The following is a 17,539-nucleotide window of genomic DNA, read 5'->3' as shown; positions in this document are numbered from 1 at the left end:
CACCTGTTCGTGTTATGCTGAACGCTCCCTTTAGAAACTGAAAATTCATATTACAAATGGGTATCCCGACTTTTTGAAATTATAAATTCGAAAACAAACAATATAAAGAAAACAAAATTGTTTATTTTTTCATTATCTTTGTATTGGAATAAATATGTAATGTTCTTATGAATTCAATAATAGACATAATAAAAGGTATTCATCCCGGGATTTTTCTTGACCGGGAATTAAAGAAGAGAAAGATGGCAAAAAGCCGCTTTGCCCTGTCTATTGATGAATATCCCCAGACCTTAGTTGCGATAACTAAGGGTAAGAGACGGATGAATCCTGAGCTTGCATTGAAGATAGAGAATGCTTTGGACATTGAAGAAGGGTTCTTTATGATACTGCAAGTGTATTATGATATAGCCCGGATTAAAAAGGAAAAGTACAAGGACTATCATCCGGATTTGACAAAGATAAATCCGACCCTGTTCTGGGATACAAGAATAGAAAACATTGATTGGGTAAAAAATAAACGCTCGGTTATCCGGCGGATTTTTGAACGGGGAAATGAGCAGGAAAAAACAGAAATCTCCCGCTTCTATGGAAAAGATACTATAAATGAGGCTCTGAATTTTTATAATGACATTAAGCCTTCCGTCAGGGATAAGGCAAATAAGTTTCTATCAAAAGTATAAGGTTATGCTATACTATAACACGATTACTCCTTTACTGCTTACATCGTTAAATAAACTGATGCCGGCCTGTATATTGAAACCGTTCAGACTGGTCGGCGGCACTGCTTTAAGTTTGCAGTTTGGGCACAGGGAGTCTGTCGATATTGACTTGTTTACGGATTCTGAATACGGCAGTATTGATTTTGATGCTATAAAGGATTATCTGGACAGGGAGTTTTCTTATGTTTCGACATCGGAAATCGATTTGATCGGATTCGGGAAGTCTTACTATATAGGGGAATCCGCTTCTGATTATATCAAGCTGGATTTATACTATACAGATCCTTTTATCCGTCCTGTAAAAGAAATCGATAATATCCGGCTGGCAGACGTCGAGGATATTATAGCAATGAAATTAGACGTGTTCTCCCGGAATGGACGGAAGAAAGATTTCTGGGACTTGCATGAGTTATTAAACAGATATAGCATTGACAGGATGCTTTCATTCTATACGGAACGTTACCCTTATGCCGAAAACGAGAAAGACGTTATTAATAACCTCACACAGTTCGATTTTGCTGAAAACGATCCGGATCCTGTGTGCCTGAAAGGGAAATACTGGGATTTAATTAAGCTTGATTTTGTTGAAGCCGTAAATACAAAATAATGTTTTCAGGCCTTTATCATAGGGGATGGCGCCTAATTTTCAAAAAAGCAGCATGCAAAATTTTATGAATACAGGACTTGATATTATCTTTGCCTGAATTTTAAATAGAACAACAATGAAAAATTTAACAGAAAATTTAGCCCAACTATTTGCCGAATTTACGAAAGATGCAAACTCCCAGGCAGAAAGTGGAAATAAGGCCGCTGGACAACGCGCCAGAAAAACATCTTTGGCAATAGAAAAGGCCCTGAAAGAGTTCCGCAAGGCCTCTTTGGACGCTTCCAAAAAGTAATTTCCATTCTTATTTGTAGTCATAAAAGGTTATTCTTCAGAGGGATAATCTTTTTTTATTTTGATAATAACTATCCATGGAAAGGCGCATTTATAAATAAAAAACAGGAGGTTACCATAACTCACTGCAAACTGCTTTTCTTCCTGACAACATTATAAATACCCTTTATCCCGGTCTGCATCACCTCATAGCCGTCCAGTCTCTCATAGATCGCCCCTAATGTTTTGCAACCGTAACGCCTGGTTTTAAACTTCGGCCTGATCCGTTTTAAAGCCATGCCTATTTGGGAGAGGGTTACCTCTTCTTTTCCATCGATAGCCAGCTCATATGCCTTATCGAACAGGTCCGCCTCTTTTTTGAGCAGGATACCGGGAGTATCCCCTTTACCGGGATTGGAACCGGATTGCGCTATCTGGTCCGAAAACACGAACCTTTTGCATGAATTGACAAAAGCGGCAGGCGTTTTACTCTCCCCGTATCCGATCACGATAAGCCCCTCCTCCCTTATACGCATAGCCAGAGGGGTATAATCGCTATCGCTGGAAACAATGCAGAAAACATCTATGTTTCCCGAGTTCAACAAATCCATCGCCTCGATGACAAGCGTCATATCGGTCGTGTTTTTCCCTTTCACATAAGGCAGGGCTTCAACTAAGCGGTAAGAAAACTCCTTTGCGGGTTCTTTCCATGAGGACAGCCCCGTTTTAGTCCAATCCCCATAAATCTTTTTAACGATTACCTCTCCATAACGCCCGGCCAGTTCCGTTACATCCTGCAGCTTAGCGGAGGACGCGTTATCCCCGTCAACCAGTACGGCAACCCTCTGTGCCGGATTCTCCACGCATATCTTATCTTTTTTCATCTGTTTCCGGTCAATTAAGCGGTTTCCCCTTATAATCCTCCACAAGGAATTCGATAAGCGTATAGTCTTTTTGCTCATGGGAATCCTTCAGCCCGTACTTTTCAACGAGCTCATCCAGGAACCGGGGCGGCAGATGCAGGAAGGCGGAAAATTCCTCATGGTAAGTCAACCCGAAGCCGATCATTACCCCATCCTTTTCATCCTCATGGCCGAGCATATACACAAAGTAATTCTCTTCATTTTCAGCCTGTATATTCAGGATAATCCCGGCATCAGCCAGTACCGGAGGCTTGCTTCCGCTTAGTTCATCGTATTCAAAATCGACCCAACCATGTTTCCTGTAGGATGAAAACAACTCCCGCAGCTGTCCTGTCGTCAAATGCTTTATATCATAAAAACGCTCTGTCATTCCGTCTGTTTTTTCTTCCTGTAAAGGTAAGAATAAAAAGAAAAATAAGAGATGGCTCATTCATAATTATGCGATTACCACTTTGATAAAGAAAGGGAAACAATGTAAAAGACCGTCTGTTCCGGTCCCACAGGCAAAGGTAGCTTGCGAGTCCTTAACGGCGGAGCAAGGCCGGGGCCGCTAAAGCGGTTTCCGGGAAAAATCATCCTCGCTGCGCTCCGGTATTTTTCCGGAAAGCCCTGCACCGCCTGGACACGCGCCCTTTAAAGCCTGTGGACCGGAAACAGACGGTTTCCACATAAGTATGAATAAAAAAATAGTATGATATGAAAAAACAACAGTAGTCAATATACGCCGTGACGGGTACGACGTATATATAGGCCGGGCTGGAAAAGGCCTAAGCGGATATTTCGGCAACCCGTTTCCACTTATGGATAAGTCTGCCAGAGGTTCGACACTTAAAAAGTATAAGGAATATTTCGATAAGCGTATTCAGACAGATCCGGAGTTCAAGGAAAGGATTCATTCGTTAAAAGGCAAAAGGCTTGGATGTTTCTGCAAACCGCATCCCTGTCATGGAGATATTATCGCGGAATATTTAGATACTATTGCGGAAGAAGTATAACCATAGACCTTGAAGATGATGGATATAACAGAAGCAAAAGTTGTAGTAACTACCCAACGGGAAATAGACAACGATAGTCGTGGAGGTGACTGGTTCTACTTATCCGACTACGGGGATATGGGAGAATTTTACACCGCCTGCGATAACTATTTTCCCGATGAAAGCAATCCGGTATTCAGGTATCCTGCATGGGAGAATATTCCGGATATATTGATAAATGAAGGATGGCTCTGCCCGAATTTCTTTGAAATAAGGGATGCGCTGGAGCAACTGGACGAATCGGAAACAGATCATTTTCTTTCATGGTGCAACTATCACGGACATAATATAGCTGTAGACGACCCCCACCTGCTGGTCACGAATTACCGGGACAACCATGCTTCCTGTCCTGAATTTGAAGATGACACGCTGGAAATACCGGATGACGTCCTTGCCTGTCAAAGCATTTCCGGCAGCTTCTTCGATATTGAACGCAATTCGCTTGAAATTTTCGATGATAATTACGATTAACAATTACAGCCATGCAGATAGAATTCTTAGGTCCGGTTTACCATACAAGCCAAAATGCGGTAAACGCCTTTACGGATATACTGAATATGATACTCCTGTCGGATAATATTGTGGAGTTAAACAGGAACCTGTTGCAAAGGGACCGCTCCGGCAAGTTGTCCGCCCACTTCACATGGTCGTTTGCAGACTATACATTCAGTGTATGGCAGCGGGCCGGTTCCGGTTCGGATATCTGCTTCGGACACAAGCTGATTGAGTTGCAGTTTGTAACACTCGTATGCAAAGACCGGCGCAGGCCGGATATAACGGTTCATTAATTTAACACATAAAGAGATACCGGAATAAAGGAAATAAACAAGGAAGAGTGGTTGATAGGCTGCTCTTCACTCATTTTATAACACACAAAAAAAGAAAAACGATGGAACCAAAAAAAGAAATTGATCCGGATATGGTAAGGGGATTAATGGATGAAACCTATTCCCTGACCTATATCGATTATGACGAGAACCTGGACAAAAGAACCGCCGCCATTGCAGAATGCCTGGAGGCAAAAAACGGCATCGCGCTGATAGAGGATGTGGAAGAACGCTATTCCCTCCAAATGGAAGAATCGGTAGTGGATATTATGGAAGGCCTCAAAAAGGAGCTGGCCGGCATGGGATATAAGAAATGGGAAGCCGAAAAATTCTTTGAGGAGAATGAGGAAGGGATCAAAGAGGCCATTTACAGCCGGGACAATTCCGATCCCCTGAAAGACCTCCTGAGGAATACGGGTAAAATACCTGTCCGCATAGAGTTGTTATCCAATTACGACTGCATTAACTCCCATTGGCTGGAATCATCCGGCGGGTACCGCTACGAAGAATCCTACTTCGGGGATATGGTCGATGCGCTGAACCTGAATCCGGCCAAGGTAAGGAAGATATTGACGGAACACAAAGAAAAAACGGCCGGCATATTTCCGGATAAGCGTTCCGGGAACGGGAAGGAACAGATTTCCTATGAGCAGTTCTACGAAGAGCTGGAAAATGCATGCTGCGGTGCAAACCTGCTGACGTATATCGCGACAATAGATATAAGGGAACTGTATGAAGCAGATTTCAACCTGACGGAAATAATACTGCCCAAAGGGAATAAATGCGGCCTGTTCAGCTCGATGCAGGGCGGCGGCAGCCTGATGGAAATGGAATTGAAAGAGGATGTGAGGCTGCGCCTTAGCCCGGATGGTTTTCCCCGTTTCCGGCTAAGGGTGGAAGAAGACGGGAGGGACTGTGATTATTCCGTCAGGCAGGTCTACGGCGTATTCGACTCATTCTACGGTAAGCCGTTAAGTATAATCAGCCAACCCCAAATACCTCAAACGGTATGAAACGATATGAAGTAAAGACACGGTTCGTCTTCGGGGGAATATTCCGGGTGAACGCTGAAAATCAGGAAAAGGCGCGTGAAAATGTTGAAAGGCACTGCGGCCTGGTAATGGGCGGCAATATCCATACAACCCTGGATGAAAAAGACGTTGATTGGGATTTCGGCATTCATCCGGAAACGGAGATAGTAGATGTAAGGCAAACCGGAAAGAAAAACAGCCAACTTAAATAATACTATAATTTGCAATTATGACAGGATCGATTATTCCGGCTATCTGCAGCTCATGTAGTTGCAATAGCGGACAGGCGCAGGAATATCTTGATGATGAGACCGGCAACCTCCGGGAATTAAGGGACCTGGGCGGCCTGAAATACAGCGATATGGAAACCGCGTGCGATAACCTTGGGCTGGAACATGACTATATAGAATATTTCATGAATGCTTTGGCATTTTAACCCTGAATTAGAAAAGCCATGAGTTTTTTCAAGGATACAGATGACCGCTGGAAAGGCAGGAGGATCAGGCTAAAGGAGGGACATCCGCGGGCCGGTGAAACGGCCGTCTTTTCCCATATACTGAATGGATATGACGGATTCGGGCTGGTATTTGAAAGCGATGAAGGCAAGCCCGGCATCTTTATCCGGTTATATGAACTGGATTTAATTGAAATCATTCCGGAAACAATAAAGGAGAATATATAAATCATTTTTTAACAATTTTAAAAATTACAATTATGAACGGATTAATGACAAGGAAGGAAACATTCGATTTCCTTACAAACAAAGTAGAAACCATGGATTTGCAGACGTTGAAGCGTACCCACATGGAAGATGATTACGAAGGCAATCCCCTTCGCGGACTCTATCATTTCCAGGCAATTGAAAATGTGCTTGCCATCTGCGGCAAGTACGACCTGAACTACGATGTGGAAGAGATATTCGCGGCGCACAACAACAGCAAGCACCTCCCCGGAGTGACTGTCTTGAAGAAAGAGGAAATGGTTCACGGCGAAAAATCGGTGTCGGCCCATATCCTGCGGAGGATATTCACGACTATCCGGATCAATGACTACGAAACTGACGAGCTGACCACCACGATTGTATTGACTTACCATCAGGACGGTATCCAGGCTGCGATAGGGCCATGCGTAAAGGCCTGCCACAACCAGTGTATCCTGAGCGCGGAACGCACCGTTTCGAATTACGGGAAAAATAAGGTCAGTACGGAAGAGCTGTTCAATACCGTAGATCAGTGGCTAAGCCGGTTCGAGACCCAGATGACGGAAGACCGTGAACGGATAAGGCGCCTGAAAAACACGGTTATCAGCCGGCAGGAGGTATATACGTATATCGGATTACTGACGGCCTTGCGCGTTGCCCATGACAGTCCGGATGAGACACTTTCCGGCAGGGTGGAGAACTACCCGCTGAATCAATCGCAGATCTCGGCGTTTACGGAAGATGTGCTGAAGAAAATGAAAGGACGCAGCTCCATTTCGGCATGGGACCTGTACAATATCGCGACTGAGTATTACAAACCGGAAAAGACCCCGATCCCATCCCTTGTATATCAGAATGTCGCGTTTGCCTCGACGCTTGACAGTTTCTGTCAGGTGAAGGATAATGACGTCATTGATGTGGAGGCGGTATTCGTTTCCTGACTGCAAGAATTGAAAGAGAGCCGGAAGGCTCTCTTCCCGTTTATAACACCATGAGTTTTTAAGGATATAGATAACCGCTGGAAAGGCAGGAGAATCAGAATAAAGGCAGGGCATCAGAGAACCGGTGAACCGGCCGTCTTTTCACACACCCTGAATGGATATGACGGATCCGGGCTGGTATTTAAAAGCGATGAAGGCAAGCCCGGCATCTTCATCCGGTCCTATGAACCGGACTTGATTGAAATCATAAATAAAGATGAATTACTATGAAACGAAGCATGATTTTTACCAAATCACCAAAGTCCATGAAACAAACCATGCAAGTTCCATATGTCAATTGAAACCAAAATTATTACCATATGAAATATTTTTCTACAATAAACAGCCTTGCGGAACTGAAAAAGCAGTACCGCAAACTCGCGGTACAAAACCACCCGGACAAGGGTGGCACAACCGAAGCGATGCAGCAGATAAACCTTGAGTTCGGGAAACTGTTTGCCGTATGGAAAAACGATATGAATATCACAGATACGGCCACAGGCTACGAAAATGACTATACGGGCGCGTCCGCAAGGGAATATACCGGCTATGTTTACAATGAGTACCGTTTCCGTGGCGGTAATTATAAGGGACAACGTCCTGCGGAGGTTGTGGAGATTGTCCGTAAGTGGCTGAAGGAAACATATCCACATTACAAGTTCTCCGTAAGGAGGCGCGATTACCATTGTATAAGCATACATCTGCTCAAAGCGGATTTCGAGCCTTTCAAAAAAGATTCAAAATATACAAACTACAAGGAACTGAACCGATATTACCTTGAAAAAGACGCGGACCTGACGGACCGGGCGCTCGAAGTGATGCAGAACATACTGTCGTATGCCAACTCATATAATTTCGATGATAGCGATGCCATGACGGACTACTTCCATGTGAACTTCTACCTGAATATCAGTATCGGGAACGGCCTGAATCCCTATAAGCTGGAAATACCCGGGCTGAAAGCCCCTAAGGGAACAGTTATCCGCCGGTTCAGCCATCCGGAAGGAGCAGCTCATAAAGCCATCCGGCAGGCTCTCGGGAAAGATAAATTCGCGCTATATGAAACCCGCAGGCATGGCAACATAATGGCGCTCGGTAAATCACACTTATGGGAGGACGGTTCCGGACATTTCTACCCGCTTAGCTACTCCAGCCTGAAAACGGCACAGAAGCGTCTGGATAAGCTCCAGGCGGCAGGTATTGCCTGCAAAACAACATCCCGGAACGGAAGCGCAACTTGAACAAGAAAGGCAGGAGTGGATTGACGCGAAGAAAGCCTGGGATCAGGAACACGGGGATGAAGAAAATATGGAAACAGGGGGAGCAGGAAGGCTTTCTTCTTATTTATAGCGGTATGAACTAAAAAAATAAAGACACGAATTATGCTGGTTAAATGTGAAGAAAGATATGTTGAGGCAATGGCCCATGCGGAGAAAACCGGGGACAAAACATTGCAGGATTGCTTAGACAGGCTCAAAAGGTGGGAGATAAACCAAAAATGCATGATTACACTTTGCTATGATCATGCTCCCCTGTCGTTTTACTTTGAGATGAACGACCAGTCCGGAAAACGGGTGATGAACGGAGGATTACTCTATCACGGAAATCCCGATGAATCTATGGCAATTCAGCTTGTTCCGGAAAACGGCTGGCAGATCCATACATAACCTGAAGCAGAAACAACACGGTACAACAGGATAAGGATACACCGGAAATAATTTACCTCCTCCTGTCCAAATTATATGAGCTTAATGTACATGGCTATTTTACCGCATGGCCGGGTTGGTCAGGGAAAGGAATGGGATTTCGTTACGCTTAACAGGGATGAAGAAGAATCTTTCAGGAATACTGAAACCCGGCTGGAACAGGGGTTGTTGGTCCTGTACAAAGACGGCAGCGGATTTTACAAGGCTTACGGCAAATATACGGGCGAAGAATTCTATACGGCTACATTTCCTGTCGGTAAAATATTAGAAAGCATGGAAAATAAGTAAACTCCTAAAAAATAAACAAGAAATCAGTTCTTTCCAATAAATATCTGATTTCTTGTTTAACCCGTGGTGCATTTAATTGCAAAAATCAAATGCGCTATATTAATACCGCGATAATGCATTACAAAGCGTCCCTTGACTTGACTGTCATTCCGTTACGATGTACTCATCGTTATTCCAATTTTTTTCCGATATAAACATATAACTGTAATACTCTTTGTATTTGGGATATCGTTTCATTTCGTGCTGTTCGGCAGCGACGAAACTCCCAGCTGTTTCATTACCTGCGTATTCCTTGAGATAGGTTTCCTGTACAGCAATTTGCGGATGACCGTCATTTTCGGACTGCCGGAGCCCCTGCCGTTCCAATCGCGAGAAATATTCGCAGATTAAATTCACGTCAAATTCGTGAATGGATTTGCTGTCATCGTTCAAATTTTTTGAAGATAATTCGTTCATATTCATTCCTAAATTCATAATCTTTTCCAAGTGGCTGTTGGCGATCTTCTCAAGTTCCGGTGTGCCGCCGGGTATAATCAATTCTTTCTTCCCGAATCGGACTCCCAGCCTGTCGTCAAGCATGACATTCCGCATGCTCCCTTCAATTCCTGTTGTTTCTAAAAAATCATTCGGATGTCCTGCTGTACACAAATATAGCCAGTTATGAAATTTTTCAGTTTTTCAATGCTGTATATACGGTATATATAGACTGTATATGCTCTATTGCGGCTTGTTCCTGACATAGATGGCCTTGCTCTTTTTTTTACTGCTATGCGGCCTTTCTTCGGTCTCAAAAAGGGCGTTCAGCGATTTGAACATGCCGGACAGTTTACTGAAGCCGTAATTGCGTGAATCGAAGTCGGATTTCACCACCCGCAGGGAATTGCCTATATCCCCCAGGTTGGCCCAGCCCGCATCATCGCTTACCCTGTCTACCGCGCTACGCAGCAGGGACTTTATCTCTTCGTCCATTTTAAGCAGGCTGTCCGCCTGTTTCCCGGATTTCTTAGCCGGGGCAGCCGCTGTTTGTCCCGGGGTTTTTGAGTCGTTATCTTCTGTGACGGCACTTTCTTTTTGTAAGATCTCGATATAGATGAATTTATTACAGGAGGTGATAAACGGCTTGGGGGTTTTCTTCTCCCCGATACCAATGACCATCTTGCCGGACTCCCGCAGACGGCTGGCAAGCCTCGTAAAATCACTGTCGCTCGATACAATGCAGAAGCCCTCCACATGTTCACGGTGAAGGATATCCATCGCATCGATGATCAACGCCGAGTCGGTCGCGTTCTTTCCCGTGGTCCAGGCGTATTGCTGGATCGGGGTGATGGAATATTCAAGCAGGGATTCCTTCCAGCCCTTCATCGCAGGTTTTGTCCAGTCCCCGTAGATCCGTTTTATCGTGGGGATACCGTCTTTGGTAATCTCTTCCATAATGCCTTTGATGCTGCCGTAGGGTACATTGTCGGCGTCGATCAGCACGGCCAGTTTCAGCAGGCCCGGGGTAAATTCTTGTTCTTCCATAATTACATTTGGGATTTCAATGTTTTTCTAAATGTTCTCTTCTCCGGAAGTGATTCCTGTTTATCTGTATCTTCATTTGCCACACCACATAAGTTACGATATAAAAGTAAGTGGATATAATCCTTTTAGTAAGATAATCCACAGATTCTTTCATTTAAAACCCGTATCTTTTCTATCAGGTCTTCAAAAGGTAGAGATTCGCCATAAATCATTGTTTCCCGCATCGTGGCATAATCTTTTTGCCATACCGCCATAATATCGGCAGGAGGAACAATTCGAATACTTTTAGGTAGTAATGTCGAATAATCGAAATCTTTCAACCCGATAAAAACCCGGCGATGTTCTATAATGGAACGGTATAGGCTTTCATCTGTCAGAGCTTCTTCCGCTATCTGAGTATTCATTATTTGTACGATGTCATATAAATGACGCGACATACGTTCGGTACGCATCAACTTGTGTGGTTTGGAGAACTCCTCATGCAGCAGGAATACTTTTTCCAGGAATGTACGTTGCGGGGCAACCGTCCTTACTTCAAACTCCGGTTCACTAAATGGCGCTTCAGTAAATACGCTGTCTATAAGTGAATGAAGAGAGACCGGGACAACAGGCTCACTCATTGACCTCCCGCTAACTTCAACAATTACTTTATGGCGGATATAAGATATCTCATCATCAAAGACGGACCTGTATTCTACTTCGATAATTTCCGGGTCTGTTGTCGTAACGGGAGTAATATATTTGAATATCAATTATTTATAATTTATTAGTACAAATATGATACTGATATTGTGTATGCAAAATATCGGTTACTTTATCGTTTTTAGTCGTTCTTGTTCATTTTAAACTGCCGTTCATTGTCAAAGAACACGCAAAGATAGTGAACACGTCATGCACTTAGTGTTTTCAATTAACTATAATTATTGAATAGTTGTCATTCATCTTACTGTCTACAGAAGCCAAATATGACAGTAAATCCTCCTGAGCCATGTTAAGAATGGCATCTATATTGGTTTGTTTATGTAATCCGTCAGAACAAAGGATAAACTTGTCTTTCGGAGAGTGTTGCAATGTTTCTATCTGAGGAGGATTCTCCATAGTGACGCCTGTCAGAGAACGGGTGACGATCGAGTCATATTTTCGAATTTCACTTATTGCCAGTTTTCGACTTAAGCGGAGTTCATTTATTAAGGAATGATCTTCGCTTTGAAACAGTAGCCGATTGCTTGCATTGTATTGGTAAATTCGTGAATCTCCCATCCAAAAAGCGAAGACTTTTTCTTTTAGAATCAGGACAGCGGCAAAGGTTGCCCCCATTTTTGAAGATAGTTTTGCTCCTTCTTCCCGCAACTTTAGGTTGGCTCTTTCACATGCACCAATTATGGATTCTTCTACTATGGAAGAAAAATCCGTTTGGCTAATTTGGCTAAATAAGGTATCGACTACAATCTTCGCCGCCTTTTCACCATAATTGTATCCGCCCATTCCATCTGCAATGATATGGAAAGATATATCAGGACTTAACTGCTCTGACAACAGACAGTCTTCATTTTTAGAACGTAGACCTTTATTAGTATAGGAAATGGTATTCATCATTTAAATAGCTTTTATCGTATCTCCACCATGTTTGGTTACACGAGGACGCGTCGAAATTTTAACAGGTCGGTTCATTACTTGTTTATCTGTTGATTTGGTTGCCCATAAATAGGCTTCTCCCGGCGATAATGCAGCCATTTCAGGTGCTGATAATGAAGAAAGCTGTGTAATAGACTTCTGAACGTGCTTTACCCATTGAGGACTATTAAACTTGTGAAGCAGAACAATACTACTTAATTCGATAATAGCATTAGGCAGACTCATCGGATCTTGACTGGCGATCATCAAAGAAACACCTTTATGCCTCATTTCACGAATGGCGGTCACAATGCTTTCTGTCAAATCACTATTGTTCATATATTTATGAGCTTCGTCGAATACAATAAACTTATTAAAGGGCTTTCCATCAATTTCTCTCACGCCGGAAAAGATATTAAGCATCACAACGAATAAGCCTAAAGCTTCTTCTTTTGCAATAAGTTCATCACGCAAATCAACAATAATCAAACGTCCCGGTTTTAAATAGTCCTTTAATAATTCATTATCATTAATGTATTCGGCAGCAAAATTCAGACGTTGTTCTGCCAGCGATTTCTGAGAAGTCGTCAATAAATTTGAATTAGCAATACCTCTCCTCAATGTTTGAAGAGATATATTATTTCGAACGCTACGCATAATTGCCTTTAATTGGCGAATATAGGTAGAGTCATTTCCAACTGCACCTAATAAGAACATCCAGTCCTGAACATTAAGTTCGGTAGAATTGAAAGATATCGGCTGCACTTCAATTGAAGGATATTCTTGTTTGCGTTCTTCCAATTTATCTTGAGGAACTAATAATACAATATCTTCGATATTATCCGGTTCTGCTCCATATACTTCTTTCAACTTCTTAAGTTGTGCCTTGTCGTCATTAAGGTGAATCATGGAAGTAAATTCCGGAGCATAATCCATACTTTCGCTATAATGGAAAATAACTCCTGCAAGTGGAGCCGGTAGTTTATTTATATTTGAAAATTGCTTTAACACCATCTCCGATATAGTCCCTATTGTATAGCTTTTACCTCCACCTTGAACGCCGAACAAACTGATTGTATTTGTCTCACTTAAGTCAATCGCTATAGAACGTTCTCCAGTGATTGTTTTTCCTAAAATACCATATTGAGGACTATTTGCTGTTTTCCCTATTGTGATTTCATAAGAGGGTTCTACATACTGCGCTTCTGCCAGATTCTCCTGAGTTGTATCTTTTCTACCTTTTGTACAAGTTAGTTCAACAACTGGCTCCTTCACTAAGGTAGGCTGTTCACTGTTCTCTTCTGTAGTAGGATATATTTTCGGTTGTGTCTGTGGGTCAACCTTTTTCTTCCCTTTAGGCTTTGCTTCTATATTGTTCAATTGTAATTTACCTAAAGTTCTCTCTGACTTTTCGAAGAAATCAATAAAATCTATATCTTGAACACTCTTTCCTTTTGTGTAAGTGTTCAGTTCCGATTTGTCATCCAAAATTTCATTAATAACCTTACTTCCCATAAAATAGAAAGTAGTATCATCCAAATACTCCTTTTTCATTCTGATTGGAGCAGAGAAGTCAAATACAATTCCTAAGTTCTTAAATCGGAAATTATATCCGGCATCAAGCTCTGAAATGAACTTAATGTAGGAGTCATAGGATTCCTGAGAGATAGTTCCATATCTTTTTGCCCGTTGCAAATAAAATAGCAAAATAGACTTCAATTCCATCGTTTTCAACTCTCTATCTAAACGGTCGTCCATTTCAGATCGGTTGTCAAAATGTAGTTTCAAAGCTTCAATCGTATTAAAAATTTGACGATTCATTTTATCTTGCAAATCTTCTTTTTCCTGCTGTCCCAGACTTTTTCGGCACTTTATTTCAATTACTGTTATGACAATTTCTTTTTTTGAAGGGAAGATATCGACCAATAAGTTATCAGCTCGTTCTTGACTGCTATCTCTAAGAACTTCAAACAGATTTTTATGTAAATCGATAGGGATAAGAAATGCATCTTCCAACAGACTTTTCTTTTCTAATATCCTTTTTGTCAAGGTGATTCCTACAATTTCAAATGCTTTATTTCTTGAACTGTTTGCTTGCATTATTAATGAACTACCAACAGATCGTAGGTCTTCTAACAAATAAGCAAATCGATTTTCCCCGGAAATATCAATGTCAAAAGCATCGAATAGAGGAATCATAAATCCTTCTATTTCAGAAGTTGGTCTGGTTGTTAGATAAGAGGAAATCCCCGTAGTATCATTGCTCGGAATGTAATCCAATAAATATGGAACATCTTCTTTATTAAGACATGGCAAATCATAAAATTCAGGCCCCATATGTTTGTCGAATGTAATAACCCAATCGGAAATATCATGAACAATTGCCAACAAAGCCTGATCATTTTTACCTAATGATAACTTCATCGCGGGAATGGAGTTCTCTCTATTGGCAGATAACGATTCTGAAATGCAAATTTGAAATAAAGCAAATAAATCAACAATTATGTTTGCATCTGAATTTACCGGCATTTTTAGAGGAGCATCAGATATGTATCGACTCCATGTGAATTCGTTTTCTTTTTCAGTTATTTCAATTACCGGATTGGCTATTGTTCCATTGAGATAAAATGATTGTTCTTCTTTCTCAGGTCTTATCAAATCCGTTTGAGAGGAAAATGGGTTTACCAAAAATGTAATATGTGCCTGATAATTAGAACTGTTATTCAAAAAATCGGCAATGTCATTGACTGAAAATCTTAATTTGGGGAATAATCGGTTTTCCGCCGCTTGTGAGAAAGACTCTGCATTTTCTGAAATTTGATTTTCAGGATTAATCAAATCTCTTAGAGCATCGCCCGGCAGAATGAGTTTATCCTCTGTGAATAAGCATATTTCATATTGCAAATCATATCCGGTTTGCTCTAACCCTATCATTGCACGTGCAAAAACAGCCGCATCGCCGGGATTAAAGATATTGATTACCAACTTATCTGTATATGGATGCTGTACAATATAATTTCTCAAATGCCGAACAACTAACGACAAACTGATATCACTATCAATACGCCTCTCTTTGGCAATATTTAAAATTGAAGCCAGATATGATTTTATCTGCCTGTGAATATTTACAAATGTGTCATTTGTGTGATTGGAAGGATCTGCAAAAATTCCCCAACCATAAGTTAGTTCTCCAATATATTGGTAATAGTTTGTTTTTTGAGAATCGACTAAAACTAAAGGAGCAACTTCAGGCATAAGATCGCCATAAAAGAGACTTTCCAAGTTTTTCCACCAAGTTTTTTGATAGCTGATTACTTCATAAGATTGTTTTTCCCAGTTTTGAAACAAATCGAATAGATTGACTAGCCATGCTAAACGCAGTGGGTGCAATGGAGTTATCAATTTCAACAAACTATAACTGGCATCAGGCATTTCTACAGAAAGAGACGCTATATCCAATTGCTGTAAGACATTCTTAATTTGTGAATCATTACTGTTTTTCATTATCTCAGTAAGCCAGTTCTTATATTCGAACAGATAATCTTTCACTAACTTAATGTGATTGAAAATATCGAACGTTTCTATAACGCCTGTTGATTCTGGGGCGCTCGCCTGAATTACTTTAAACAATTCGATTCTTTTTTCTTTTAGTGGCTGATTAAATACTAACTTATCATCCGCAGAAATGAATTGGCACGATTGTAATTGGTGGTCAGTTGGATTGGCACTTAATTGCACTGATAAATATCCGGCAGAGTCACCGTGTTGTAAAAGACTCCGTTCTATATCAATCAATTTTTTCGACAAAATGATCTGATAGTTATGCGAAGTGTTGTACTGAATATGAAATATACTGGAAAGTAGATTTCCCTCAATCCATTCAGCTCTTCTCGGTTCCAGATTATCTAACTCTTTATTGTTTCTTATCTTTTCAATACGATAATGAAAATAGGCTTCCAGTCTATTTTCTATTTTCGCTTTTCTCGTTTCTACTAATTCAGATTCTTCATCTGTTAATTTCAGGTAGAATGACTCTGTATCACTTGTAAATAACACACGGTGATCCATTTGAAATTGACTTTTGGTCAATCCGACATCATTTTTTTGAGCTATTTCCCATTGCTCCTGAATGGATTCTTGTCGAAACGGGTCATCTTGATTCAGTATTGTTCCATGTTCATCTTCTGCAACTACATGAAAATAATAAGCCCCATCCTCATATTGTCCATCAGCTATTTCAAAGGATACATCACGATAAGGCTTTGCTCCATCCGTTACTTTTATCTTTTTAATCTCCCCTATTGAATACATCCCATCTACATTCATCAGGATAATTCTGAAGTTTTTCAAATCTTTCGATTCTCTGGGAATAGGGTCTGTGAATATTCTCAATTTTAGTGTCGCTTTTTTCCCGCTTTGTATGGATAATGAGAAACCACCGTCTTCTTTATTCTTCGCCATATCCTTGCTTTGCAGGATTTCAGCACTAACAGTTAAGTTATTGCTACTTGGATCAAGAGGAATTTGCCAGTCAGCAAAGTTCAAATCGGGATATTTTTCCAGAATGCTATAACTTAGCTCATATTTGGCTTTGCTCTCAGTTTCAGCTTGAAGAAAATTGGCAATACTTTTTTGAAGCGTATCCGGAGGTATTGGCAACTTAATAATACGTTCAGAAACCGATATGGAAAAATCAAATAGAGACTCGCTACAAATTACATTAAAAGCTAGTCTTTTTCGAATCACATTTATATTTTCAGTCAAATCTCTATCTGGAATCAGACCGAATAGATAAATACCATTGCCTATCGATTCTTTTGTATAACCATTTAGTTCCTGATATAGAAGATACTGTATGACAGTAGCTAAATTTATTTTATCTTTCAGATAAGCAAAGAGTTCTTCTATTATTGGTTTAAATTGTTCCGGAATTTCGGAAGATATATTATTTAGGATACGACTATCAATCGGTAGTATTGACAGTTCCTTAAAGGTAGCATCGCCATAAGAATCTTCAGCACTTGTACGACTACTTACGGGAATAAGTACTAATAATGTGATATTCAAATCATTTCTTAACTCAATCAGCTTAGTCGGAGTAATATATCTATCGCCGGATTGATTTTCGGAAAGTATATATAGCTCTAATGACGGATTAAGTTCCCTTATCAGAGGATATAGCTGCTCCAACTTGTCAAGAGACAAACCAGTAACTTTCATGCAGTAGCCAGGAGTATTTTGCATTAGCTCATATTTATACTCCTCTACAAACAGAGCCAAAAATTTATTGTAATATAATTCAGAAAGATTCATAACATA

General features: G+C 41.1%; 21 protein-coding genes. 14 read left to right on the top strand and 7 right to left on the bottom strand.

The genetic code is table 11. The features are described 5' to 3' along the window. Window positions 1–167: 167 nt before the first annotated feature. The 3 genes from IR083_RS10525 (at window position 168) to IR083_RS10515 (ending at window position 1,618) form a co-directional block, all read left to right on the top strand. Window positions 168–680, top strand: a complete 513-nt coding sequence (locus tag IR083_RS10525) for a transcriptional regulator (protein ID WP_194224292.1) — start codon at window positions 168–170, stop codon at window positions 678–680. Window positions 681–684: 4 nt separating this feature from the next. Beyond that, window positions 685–1,326, top strand: coding sequence for a nucleotidyl transferase AbiEii/AbiGii toxin family protein (locus tag IR083_RS10520; RefSeq protein WP_194224291.1), 642 nt, complete (start codon window positions 685–687; stop codon window positions 1,324–1,326). A 115-nt stretch (window positions 1,327–1,441) separates the two neighbouring features. After that, window positions 1,442–1,618 (top strand): histone H1, encoded by a 177-nt coding sequence (locus tag IR083_RS10515; protein ID WP_194224290.1) that lies wholly within the window; start codon window positions 1,442–1,444, stop codon window positions 1,616–1,618. 121 nt (window positions 1,619–1,739) lie between these two features. Here IR083_RS10515 and IR083_RS10510 read toward each other — a convergent pair whose 3' ends face one another. Together IR083_RS10510 and IR083_RS10505 are read right to left on the bottom strand one after the other, a co-directional pair. After that, complete coding sequence (locus IR083_RS10510; RefSeq protein WP_194224289.1) at window positions 1,740–2,480, bottom strand: NYN domain-containing protein; 741 nt, start codon at window positions 2,478–2,480, stop codon at window positions 1,740–1,742. 10 nt (window positions 2,481–2,490) lie between these two features. Further along, the gene (locus IR083_RS10505; RefSeq protein ID WP_206759860.1) at window positions 2,491–2,949 is read right to left on the bottom strand and encodes a hypothetical protein; all 459 of its coding nucleotides are present in this window, start codon (window positions 2,947–2,949) and stop codon (window positions 2,491–2,493) included. Between the two features lie 289 nt (window positions 2,950–3,238). On the opposite strand from IR083_RS10505, the gene IR083_RS10500 reads away from it, so the two are divergent. From IR083_RS10500 to IR083_RS10450, 11 genes are all read left to right on the top strand, one after another. Further along, window positions 3,239–3,514: a DUF4326 domain-containing protein gene (locus IR083_RS10500; protein ID WP_194224371.1), complete on the top strand. Its 276-nt coding sequence runs from the start codon at window positions 3,239–3,241 to the stop codon at window positions 3,512–3,514. Window positions 3,515–3,529: 15 nt separating this feature from the next. Beyond that, a complete protein-coding gene (locus IR083_RS10495) occupies window positions 3,530–4,024 on the top strand; it encodes a hypothetical protein (RefSeq protein WP_242052403.1) in 495 nt (164 codons plus the stop codon). An 11-nt stretch (window positions 4,025–4,035) separates the two neighbouring features. Further along, window positions 4,036–4,341, top strand: coding sequence for a hypothetical protein (locus IR083_RS10490; RefSeq protein ID WP_194224287.1), 306 nt, complete (start codon window positions 4,036–4,038; stop codon window positions 4,339–4,341). 101 nt (window positions 4,342–4,442) lie between these two features. Further along, window positions 4,443–5,393, top strand: coding sequence for a hypothetical protein (locus IR083_RS10485; protein WP_194224286.1), 951 nt, complete (start codon window positions 4,443–4,445; stop codon window positions 5,391–5,393). Next, the gene (locus IR083_RS10480) at window positions 5,390–5,623 is read left to right on the top strand and encodes a hypothetical protein (protein ID WP_194224285.1); all 234 of its coding nucleotides are present in this window, start codon (window positions 5,390–5,392) and stop codon (window positions 5,621–5,623) included. Before IR083_RS10485 ends, IR083_RS10480 begins: the two co-directional genes overlap by 4 nt. Window positions 5,624–5,640: 17 nt before the next feature. After that, a complete protein-coding gene (locus tag IR083_RS10475) occupies window positions 5,641–5,847 on the top strand; it encodes a hypothetical protein (RefSeq protein ID WP_194224284.1) in 207 nt (68 codons plus the stop codon). 18 nt (window positions 5,848–5,865) lie between these two features. Beyond that, window positions 5,866–6,093 carry a hypothetical protein gene (locus IR083_RS10470; RefSeq protein ID WP_194224283.1) on the top strand — a complete coding sequence of 76 codons (228 nt, stop codon included), beginning with the start codon at window positions 5,866–5,868 and terminating at the stop codon, window positions 6,091–6,093. 32 nt (window positions 6,094–6,125) lie between these two features. Beyond that, a complete protein-coding gene (locus IR083_RS10465; RefSeq protein ID WP_194224282.1) occupies window positions 6,126–7,052 on the top strand; it encodes a DUF932 domain-containing protein in 927 nt (308 codons plus the stop codon). Between the two features lie 359 nt (window positions 7,053–7,411). Continuing rightward, a complete protein-coding gene (locus IR083_RS10460) occupies window positions 7,412–8,332 on the top strand; it encodes an LPD29 domain-containing protein (protein WP_410492863.1) in 921 nt (306 codons plus the stop codon). A 141-nt stretch (window positions 8,333–8,473) separates the two neighbouring features. After that, window positions 8,474–8,758, top strand: coding sequence for a DUF4120 family protein (locus tag IR083_RS10455; RefSeq protein ID WP_194224281.1), 285 nt, complete (start codon window positions 8,474–8,476; stop codon window positions 8,756–8,758). Window positions 8,759–8,833: 75 nt separating this feature from the next. After that, window positions 8,834–9,085 carry a hypothetical protein gene (locus IR083_RS10450; RefSeq protein ID WP_194224280.1) on the top strand — a complete coding sequence of 84 codons (252 nt, stop codon included), beginning with the start codon at window positions 8,834–8,836 and terminating at the stop codon, window positions 9,083–9,085. 144 nt (window positions 9,086–9,229) lie between these two features. On the opposite strand, the gene IR083_RS10445 is transcribed toward IR083_RS10450, so the two are convergent. The 5 genes from IR083_RS10445 to mads8 all read right to left on the bottom strand — a co-directional run bounded on the left by IR083_RS10445 (window position 9,230) and on the right by mads8 (window position 17,533). Next, window positions 9,230–9,733: a hypothetical protein gene (locus IR083_RS10445; RefSeq protein ID WP_194224279.1), complete on the bottom strand. Its 504-nt coding sequence runs from the start codon at window positions 9,731–9,733 to the stop codon at window positions 9,230–9,232. Window positions 9,734–9,802: 69 nt separating this feature from the next. Continuing rightward, on the bottom strand, window positions 9,803–10,606 hold the full coding sequence (locus IR083_RS10440; protein WP_194224278.1) for an NYN domain-containing protein: 804 nt from the start codon (window positions 10,604–10,606) through the stop codon (window positions 9,803–9,805). A 125-nt stretch (window positions 10,607–10,731) separates the two neighbouring features. Then, complete coding sequence (locus tag IR083_RS10435) at window positions 10,732–11,358, bottom strand: nucleotidyl transferase AbiEii/AbiGii toxin family protein (protein WP_194224277.1); 627 nt, start codon at window positions 11,356–11,358, stop codon at window positions 10,732–10,734. 154 nt (window positions 11,359–11,512) lie between these two features. Beyond that, window positions 11,513–12,202: a PP2C family protein-serine/threonine phosphatase gene (locus tag IR083_RS10430; protein WP_194224276.1), complete on the bottom strand. Its 690-nt coding sequence runs from the start codon at window positions 12,200–12,202 to the stop codon at window positions 11,513–11,515. After that, the gene (mads8, locus tag IR083_RS10425) at window positions 12,203–17,533 is read right to left on the bottom strand and encodes a methylation-associated defense system ATP-binding protein MAD8 (RefSeq protein ID WP_194224275.1); all 5,331 of its coding nucleotides are present in this window, start codon (window positions 17,531–17,533) and stop codon (window positions 12,203–12,205) included. Window positions 17,534–17,539: the final 6 nt, after the last annotated feature.

The organism is Dysgonomonas sp. GY75, from assembly GCF_015234155.1.
Lineage (GTDB): Bacteria > Bacteroidota > Bacteroidia > Bacteroidales > Dysgonomonadaceae > Dysgonomonas > Dysgonomonas gadei.
This window is presented reverse-complemented; position numbering and strand designations above follow the sequence as displayed.